Genomic DNA, 7,994 nt, shown 5'->3' with positions numbered 1-7,994 from the left:
GAACCCCGAACGAAGTAGAGTCCGAGTGGTTCGAACAGAATAAGGCAGCGTAGAGAAACCAAGAATCCGCTGTCCGAAATTCGTCCGGCCCCTCAGTCCCCACGAATGGGAACCAACTGACGGGACCCCGTCGGTCGGTCCAGGACGCTGCCATCAGGCACCCACCCCCGCCGAGCTACACGTCACCGACCCTCACGCACCCAACCGTGAGTGCAGTTGCAGTATTAGAGGCAATGCCGTGCAGTTAGGGCCTGTCGATCAATAGCACGCAATTTGTCCGAATGTTGTTGGGCTGGTGTGGTGTTGAGTAACGGCTGCGGCGTCTGGGAGGGTGATCCCGGTCGGGGTGACGGTGTGTCCGGCCAGGTCGAGCAGGGGTCTGGTCTGCTTGATGGTGTTGTGGACGGTTTGCTGGGTGATGCCGAATAGTGCGCCGATGGCGCGTTGGCGGGTGGCGAACCGCAGGTGCAGCAGGGTGATCGCGAGACGGTCGTCGAGCGTGAGCAGCGCCTTGCGGCCGGTGCCGGGCGCGGCGTGGCGGGTCCCGCCGCGTCGCTGGTGCGGCTGGGCTTCGCGCTGTGCGTGGCGGGTCACGGTCAGTTTCTCGATCAGCGCGTCCCATTCCGGCGCGGCCATTCCGGTGAGTTCGGGACAGCGCAGCCAGGCCGTGTCCGGGCGTGTAGGCGCGGCGGAGTCCTCGGCGGGGGCCGCGGGCCGGGCCGGTTCGGGTCCGATGGTGTAGTTCCAGTCACCGTGCCAGTCGTGGCGGGTGACCGGAACGACGGCCAGCTGGTCGTCGGCTATTTTCACGCCGGTCGGGTATTCGCCGGCGTCGAGTTCTGCATGCACGCGCAGTCCGGTACGGGTGCTGGTCGCCGCGATGGTGTTGACGACCACTTCGTGGCTGGTCAGCGGCCTGCCGCGCCAATTCATGGTGATGTGGGAAAACAACCGATGTTCAACCTTGTTCCACTTCGAAGTACCGGGCGGGAAGTGGCAGACCGTGACGTGCAGCCCGGTCTCGGCGGCGAATCCGGCCAGCTCGGTCTTCCAGGCTCGGGTCCGGTAGCTGTTGGAGCCGCCCGCGTCGGCGGTGATCAGCAACCGCCGACTGTCCGGGTAATCCGCCCGGCCGCGGCCGTTCCACCAGCGGCGCAATGACTCCACGGCGAACGCGGCGGTGTCGTGGTCGCATCCGACGTTGACCCATCCGCTGTTCGCGGCCACATCGTAGACCCCGTAGGGGATCGCCTTGCCCAGTTCGGCGTCGGGGAAGTCGTGGGTGTTCACTTGCTCCGGCGATCCCTTCGGTCGCCATTCGCGCCCGCTGTTGGCGTATACGCCCACGAGCTCCTTCTTCTTGGTGTCCACGCTGACCACCGGATCTCCCGCCGCCTGATGGTCTTCGACCTGCTCGTTGATGTAGCGGAACTGGTCGTCGCGGTCGGCGTGACGCGCACCCTCGATCGTCTTCGAGTTCGCCTGCAGGCTGAACCCCTCCTCGGCCAGCAGATCGGCGACCACGTCCGGCGATGCCCGATGCCCCCTCACCGCCAGTTCCGCCGCCAGCGTCCGCAGCGACTTCGTCGTCCACCGCAGCGGCGACATCGGGTCGCCCCGCTCGTCCGGTTCCACCAGCGACAACAGAGCCGACCGCAACCCCGGATCAACCTCGACCAGCCGCTTTCGTCCCCCGCCCTCCCGACGAACTCGACCCAGCGGAGGCTCCTCGGACTCCAGCTCGGCCACCCCCTTGGATACCGTCGCCTCCCGCACCCCCGCAGCCCGCGCCGTTCTCCCGGCCCCCGCCCCGGCCCAGCATCCGCACCTCCGCCGCCAACACCAGCCGACGCTGCCGCTCATCCAGGTGCGGCAGCAACTCCGCGAACTTCACCGCCAAATCGTCCTCGGTCACCACGAAATCGCCCATACCGCACCATCACTCGGAAACAGCCCAACATTACGTGTTGATTATCGACAGGCCCTATGTGAGCGGCATTGGTATTAGAGGAGGAATCCTGCTGGGAAGGGATCGTTCGGGTCGAGCACGAGTTGCGCCGTCGCCGTAATCCAAGCTCGGCCAGTGATCGTGGGGATGATCGCTGGGAATTCGCGAACTGTCGTAGTACCCGCCACCTGGCCGATGAACCGGGTGCCGATGATCGACTCATGTTCGAATCGGTCGCCGATATCGAGGCGTCCGGTGGCGTGGAGTAGGGCCATCCGGGCCGAGGTACCCGTACCGCACGGTGAACGGTCCACATATCCGGGCGCTGCGACGACCACATTCCGGGCCCGTCTGTCGGGCGTTGCGGGGGCTGTGAACTCGACGTGGCGCAGGTCGATGACCGTCGCATCGGTCGGGTGGCCGAACGAGCAGGCCTCGTTGACTGCTGCCATCAGCTCGACACCGAGGTCGGTTAGGCGGGCACGGTGCTTCGGATCCAGCGGTAGGCCGAACTGGCCGATGTCGACGATGGCGTAAAAGTTACCGCCGTAGGCGACATCGACCGTCACTCCACCCCACCCGGGAAGCTGGATCTGCAGATCGCGCGTGTGGACGTAGGAGGGCACGTTGGTGAGGGTGACATGTTTCGCGTGGGCTTTCTCCACTACCAGATCCGCGGTTACAAGCCCGGCAGGTGTGTCGAGCCGGACCATCGTGCGCGGCTCGACGGCAGCGACCATCCCGGTTTCGATCAACACAGTGGCAACGCCCATAATCCCGTGACCACACATCGGACGTGTGCTTGTGGTGTTGAAGAAGATCACCCCGAAATCGGCATCCGGTCGGGTCGCCGGCAATAACAGAGCGCCGAACATCGCATCGTGCCCGCGGGGTTCTCGTACCACCAGGCCACGCAGCTCACCGAGGTGCCGCAAGGCCCAAACTTGCTGTTCGGCGATCGTGGCACCGGGAACCGGCGGCGTACCACCGACAATGACGCGGGTCGGCATACCTTCGGTATGGGAATCCACCACCTGGATGAGTCGTCTGGCCCGCATCAGATCATCATTTCCGGTTGGCTCACTTTTCCTCTGTATCGGGAGAGCCGGAATGGTTCGATGTCGCGGTTGGTGTGTCCATTCAGCGCCAGGTCGCACGCGATTTCGCCGAGGACCGGGCCCAGGGTGAACCCGTGACCGGACAGACCGGTGATGACGGTGAGCCCGTCTGGTCCGACCTGGCCATCGATGACGGGCAGTCCGTCTGGGGTCAGGTCGATCAGGCCGCCCCAATACCGAACTGGAGCGACACCTTTCAGATCAGGGACGACTGCGGCCAGACGGTCGAGTGCGGAGTGGACGAGGGGCCGGTCGCACGGCGGCTCGGGTGACTCGTGCGGAACGAGATCGGTGCTGAGCACACTGCGGTGGCGCAGCTGTCGCATGATACCTGCGATGTCGACAGCGACCTTCACATTATTCCGGAACGACATGGCCCGGGGCAGCCAGTAACGTACTCCGCTGAGATCGGCCAATGTCACGCTGTGGGTGACTTTGGCGTTGAGTCCGGCACTGACGACAACTCGTCCGTTGGGGCGTTGGCGTGCGCCGAACCCGAAGGCGCGGATCGTCTGCTGGAACAACGGCTCGACCGGGCGGGTCTCGAGTTCGGACATGATCACCGCCATTATAGGGATACGCAGCCCCACAGTCCGGGCCAGGTGTGGGGTCCACACACCCGCAGCAGCGACGACCGCACCGGCGTGTACCCGGCCGACAGTGGTGTCGACCGCTACGATCCGTCCGCGGTTTTCCACGAGGCGGGTGGCCTTGACACCGAAACCGATATGCGCTCCGCTCTTTTCGGCACGCCGGATATAGAGTTCGGTGCCCTTCTCGGGTTGGCACTGGGCGTCGACGGGGCTCCACATAGCGCCGAGGAACGGGCCGGTGGCGCAGGGCATGATCTCGCGGACCTGGTCGGCGTCGAGCAGTTGCACCTCGGCCAGGCCGGCCGTGTGCGCTTGGCTGACCAGGTGCTGCAGGATGGGGAGTTCGTCCTCGCTGGTGCAGAAGTACAGGTTCCCGCCTCGGACGAATTCGAAGTCGGCTTCGGCAACGGCCTCGGCCCACAACCGAAGAGCTTCCTGCGCCAACGGAAATTCCGATCCGTGGCGGCCTTGTACCCGCAATGATCCTTGAGCGCGGCCGGACCCTTCCCGCGCTGGGCCAGTTTCTTTTTCGATGAGTACGACGGATGCGTTGCGCGCCGCCGCTGCGGCCGCGGTTGCGGCGCCGGTGATTCCGCCGCCGATGACGACAACGTCGGCGGTGTCGGGCAGGTTCATGAACAGGGTTCCTTCTGATGGTGGTGGTTGGCTGGTCGGTGGTGACTTGTCAGCTATGGCTACGGATGTCGAGGTGGCGCAGCTCGTCCTCGTCTACCGTGACGCCGAGGCCGAGGCCGGTGGGCACAGCTAGGTGTAGGTGGCCGTCGATGATCTCGAGGGGTTCGGCCGTGATCTGCCGGCGATACTTCAGCGGTCCCATGAGGTTGGAGGGGTGGCTCAACCGCGGCAGGACAGCGGCGAGATGCAACCCCATCGCGGTGGCGATACCCATCTCGATGACGCTGCCCGACCAGCTGCCACTGGAACGGTGTCGCCGCGACCGTCAGGGGCTGTTCCAGCATGCTCAGACCGATTTCGCCGACCCGTGGAAGGGCGCGGCGGAGGTCGCTGGGCGACCATCCGCCGTTGATATCGAAGAACAGTCCGACGTCCGAGCCGACCGCGGCGCGGACGGCCTGCAGCCGATCGAGGTCCGCGGCCAGTTCGCCGCGGCCGGCGCACAGCTCGAGCCAGCGATAAGTCGAGACCTGTTCGAGCGCCGTATCGACGATCCTGGCAGAGTCGAAATCCCAACCGACCGGTCCGTGCACCTCTACCTGGTCGCGGACCAAACCGCCGAGCAACATGTGCATCGGAACCTGCAGGGTGCATCCGACCACGTCCAGCAGTGCGGTGTCGATCGCCTCGACGGTGAACGGCGCGAATTTCAGGATTCTGGACAGACCGTCGAGTAACAGCGTGCGCTGTTCGAGGTTGCGCCCGATGAGCACCGGCGCGACCCGCTGTTCGATCAGTTCGACGATCGACCGCTGGGTTTCGGACGTGAACGCTGGAACCGGGCATGCCTCGCCGTAGCCGGTCACGCCGTCGTCGGTCCGGATGATCACAACGACGTTGAGTGAGACCGTGCGATCGGTAGTGCCGAACCGGAAGATCGACGTGAACACCGTCGCGACCGGAATCGCTTCGACGGACTGAATTTTCACTGTAATCCCAACCCTTCCGTGTCAGGACCCAACCGGCGCGAGGCGGCCGGTGAACGTGCCGACACCGTCACTTCCCGCATGTGTCCCAGGGGCTTCCAGGCAACAGCCGACGAGATACGCCTGCAGCGGGTTCCAGGAAGATGGCCGGTGCCTGATCCATGCCGCCGAGCAACTCGTCCGTAGTCAGGACCGACGCCGGGGCAGCGTCCTTGACCATGGTGATCAGAACTCCGACGATGACTGATTGGAGCCATCCGGCGGAGCGCTTGCGGGCCGATGACCAGCTCCATCTGCCTGGCGGAAAACAACCCCAGCGCTGCCGCCGCCTCCCACCGCCTGCTCTCCATCGCATGCAGGTCGATTACTCGTCGTATTTCACCCCCGGCCTGAAAGGTAACGACGGTGCAGAATGGCGGCCAAGGCGCTGAGTTCTCCGATGCGCTCTGAGCCATCCCGATCACTTCTCTTCGTCTGCTGTAGCTACGACGGAATGGGTGGGTAACCCAAAGCATCAAACGCACTGGATAAAACGGACCAGATGCTATCTAATGCCACAGTTCATGCGAACCATCTCGGTCTTCACAGTGGGATAGGATGACAGATAAGACTACCAATAGATCCACGGGAGGGCGGCGATCGACACGTCAGCTGCGGAAGCGACCTTTCTGGTGCCCCACGCGCAACGGCGCTACGAAGCCGCGATGACCCGGGTGCTGGAGTTGGTCGAAACGCGAGGTATTCGTCCCGGCCAAGCGCTCCCTACTGAGCGTGACCTGGCCGAACTGTTCGGGGTGAGCCGCAACGTCTTGCGGCAAGCGTTCGGTGTCCTGGAAGAACGCGGCGTCATCCAGACCGTGCGCGGGTCGGGCCGATATCTGCGGGAGATTCGCGACGTCACCCCGGACGGTACCTGCGGGCTTCGCACCTCCGTCGAGATCGCCTCGATTGCCGACATTCTCGAAGCTCGCACGCTTCTCGAGGTTCAGGTTGCCGCGCTGGCCTGCGAGCGACGCACCACAGAACAGGCGGACTCGATCATGGTCCTGGCCAATCGTTTGGCCTCGTGGGAGGACAACCTGAGCTTCCACTGTGCGATTGCCGCCGCTACACACAACTTCGCGCTCGAACGACTGGTACGTCAGCAGGCCGAACTCGCCGGCGAACTACACCAACGCGAACACTACCGTGACCCCGACGAACTCGAGCGTATGCGCAACGAACACCTGGACCTGGCCACTGCCATCGTCGCCCGCGACACCAGCGCTGCCCAGAACATCACACGAGAGCACCTCACGCGCACCCGCAACCTCATCCTCGATCGCAGCAGATAAGAACGCATCACAACTGACTCGTCGGGTGCTGCCGCCACTGTTGGCGACCCTGGATTTCCATTACAGCATCATCGCGTACCAGCAGGTGACGTAGACGCTGAAACTACCGCAACGCAGCGCGGACGGGTGGATGGCGCTTCCCACGCACTCGCCACCCGACTTCGCCACCAGAGCCAAAGGGGTCGCCGAGATGCGAGAAACTTTCGACATCGTCTCGAACGGGGGTTTCGCGCAGTTGGCGCAGCCGCAGCGCGTCGGCGAGGTCGGCGTGCTCATGGAGGTGTTCGTAGTCGGCCATGCTGACGGTGTTCTGGACGACCGCGCTCACCCTGATGTCAAACGGGGCGATCGGCTGTGATGGTCTGTGTCGTTCTACGCCGAGCGGGTTGCTGTCGGGTAGCTGTTGGTTGTGGTGGGTGTGGGATTATGGCGTCTGCTCGTCGAGTTCATCCCGGTTCACATCGATCGAAGGGAAACTCAGAATGGCACCGAAATCCACTGGTACGGCCACTTGCGACAGTGTCCAGGACATCCAGAGTCTGGAGAGGTTGCGGCTGGGTTTGGAGGAGATGCGGCAGGAGCCGCGGTGCGCTCCACTCGGTCGGGATGCCTGTCACCCGAGATGGGCGGTGGTAGCGTCGGCGGCGCCGCGACTTTTCTGTCGAGGAACGCTTCACGAACACTTCGGCCCCGGCCTGCACCAGGGCCGAAGTACCGCCTGCCGGCATCTCCCTCTCACCAGGGAGGCGATCACCGCGCGATCGCTTCCGGTGGTCGGCGGGGTGTCACTACACCGAGATCGCCACCGACACAGGACAATTGCGGTCGATCACTCGATTCTCACCGCCCCTACCCTCAGTTTTCACCCTGACTTGCGGCTGTGACACGATCCTTACCGGCACCCCTTCCGGGGAGGACGGAATGGTGGTGGTTACCGCAGCATGACGTCGCAGGTGGACGCGAAGATTTCGCCCGTCTTGCCGCCGTTTCCACCGTCCGGAGTGGCCGGGCCGCCGTGGCCGCCCCAGATCTGCACGATCGCAGCCCGTCCGGTCCGACGCGGGAAGGACGCGAACTCCCACCGGCTGGAGTCCTGTTGCCGGTGCGAGCCCTGGATCTCGACCAGGAAGGGGATCGGCTCCAGGTCCTGCCAGCTCAAGCCCTGGCGGGGATCCCAGTCTGAATCGCCACGGGTTTGGGACCGGCTTCGGGTTTAGACCAGGGCCGGTCGGCGTGCTGGGTTTTGAGCGTAGTAGGCGGCTTCGTACTCGGTGGGTGTGAGGTATTGAGCGGTCCCCGATGACGAGACCACCCGGAAATAGAGCCGGGTGATTTCGTTCCGTGTTCAGTTGGTTCCGCAGGCCATCGGATGATGGGTG

5 protein-coding genes and 3 pseudogenes are annotated in these 7,994 nt (G+C 64.3%); 2 read left to right on the top strand and 6 right to left on the bottom strand.

Annotated elements, in window-relative coordinates; all coding sequences use genetic code 11:
* Positions 1 to 342: 342 nt before the first annotated feature.
* From AB0B25_RS31690 to AB0B25_RS31670, 5 genes and pseudogenes are all read right to left on the bottom strand, one after another.
* Positions 343 to 1,930, bottom strand: a pseudogene (locus tag AB0B25_RS31690) (ISAzo13 family transposase); the annotation flags it as partial.
* 74 nt (positions 1,931 to 2,004) lie between these two features.
* Complete coding sequence (locus AB0B25_RS31685; protein WP_357187425.1) at positions 2,005 to 3,006, bottom strand: proline racemase family protein; 1,002 nt, start codon at positions 3,004 to 3,006, stop codon at positions 2,005 to 2,007.
* The gene (locus AB0B25_RS31680) at positions 3,006 to 4,295 is read right to left on the bottom strand and encodes an FAD-binding oxidoreductase (RefSeq protein ID WP_357187422.1); all 1,290 of its coding nucleotides are present in this window, start codon (positions 4,293 to 4,295) and stop codon (positions 3,006 to 3,008) included. Before AB0B25_RS31680 ends, AB0B25_RS31685 begins: the two co-directional genes overlap by 1 nt.
* A 49-nt stretch (positions 4,296 to 4,344) precedes the next feature.
* Positions 4,345 to 4,569, bottom strand: a complete 225-nt coding sequence (locus AB0B25_RS31675) for an enolase C-terminal domain-like protein (protein ID WP_357187419.1) — start codon at positions 4,567 to 4,569, stop codon at positions 4,345 to 4,347.
* Positions 4,570 to 4,678: 109 nt separating this feature from the next.
* Positions 4,679 to 5,161: pseudogene (locus AB0B25_RS31670) on the bottom strand (hypothetical protein); the annotation flags it as partial.
* Positions 5,162 to 5,985: 824 nt separating this feature from the next.
* Between AB0B25_RS31670 and AB0B25_RS31665 the strand changes: the two are divergent.
* Together AB0B25_RS31665 and AB0B25_RS31660 are read left to right on the top strand one after the other, a co-directional pair.
* A complete protein-coding gene (locus AB0B25_RS31665) occupies positions 5,986 to 6,615 on the top strand; it encodes a GntR family transcriptional regulator (RefSeq protein WP_357187416.1) in 630 nt (209 codons plus the stop codon).
* 130 nt (positions 6,616 to 6,745) lie between these two features.
* The gene (locus AB0B25_RS31660) at positions 6,746 to 6,973 is read left to right on the top strand and encodes a hypothetical protein (RefSeq protein ID WP_357187413.1); all 228 of its coding nucleotides are present in this window, start codon (positions 6,746 to 6,748) and stop codon (positions 6,971 to 6,973) included.
* A gap of 573 nt (positions 6,974 to 7,546) precedes the next feature.
* Here the strand turns inward: AB0B25_RS31660 and AB0B25_RS31655 are convergent.
* Positions 7,547 to 7,786, bottom strand: a pseudogene (locus AB0B25_RS31655) (hypothetical protein); the annotation flags it as partial.
* Between the last annotated feature and the right edge of the window lie 208 nt (positions 7,787 to 7,994).

The sequence above is a fragment of the Nocardia sp. NPDC049190 genome (genome assembly GCF_040648115.1).
Classification (GTDB): Bacteria; Actinomycetota; Actinomycetes; order Mycobacteriales; family Mycobacteriaceae; genus Nocardia.
This window is presented reverse-complemented; position numbering and strand designations above follow the sequence as displayed.

Bases quoted from the DNA above. Each gene is read 5' to 3' on its own strand.
- AB0B25_RS31685 (WP_357187425.1), bottom strand. From the start codon at position 3,006: ATGCGGGCCAGACGACTCATCCAGGTGGTGGATTCCCATACCGAAGGT.
- AB0B25_RS31680 (WP_357187422.1), bottom strand. From the start codon at position 4,295: ATGAACCTGCCCGACACCGCCGACGTTGTCGTCATCGGCGGCGGAATC.
- AB0B25_RS31675 (WP_357187419.1), bottom strand. From the start codon at position 4,569: ATGGGTATCGCCACCGCGATGGGGTTGCATCTCGCCGCTGTCCTGCCG.
- AB0B25_RS31665 (WP_357187416.1), top strand. From the start codon at position 5,986: ATGACCCGGGTGCTGGAGTTGGTCGAAACGCGAGGTATTCGTCCCGGC.
- AB0B25_RS31660 (WP_357187413.1), top strand. From the start codon at position 6,746: ATGGCGCTTCCCACGCACTCGCCACCCGACTTCGCCACCAGAGCCAAA.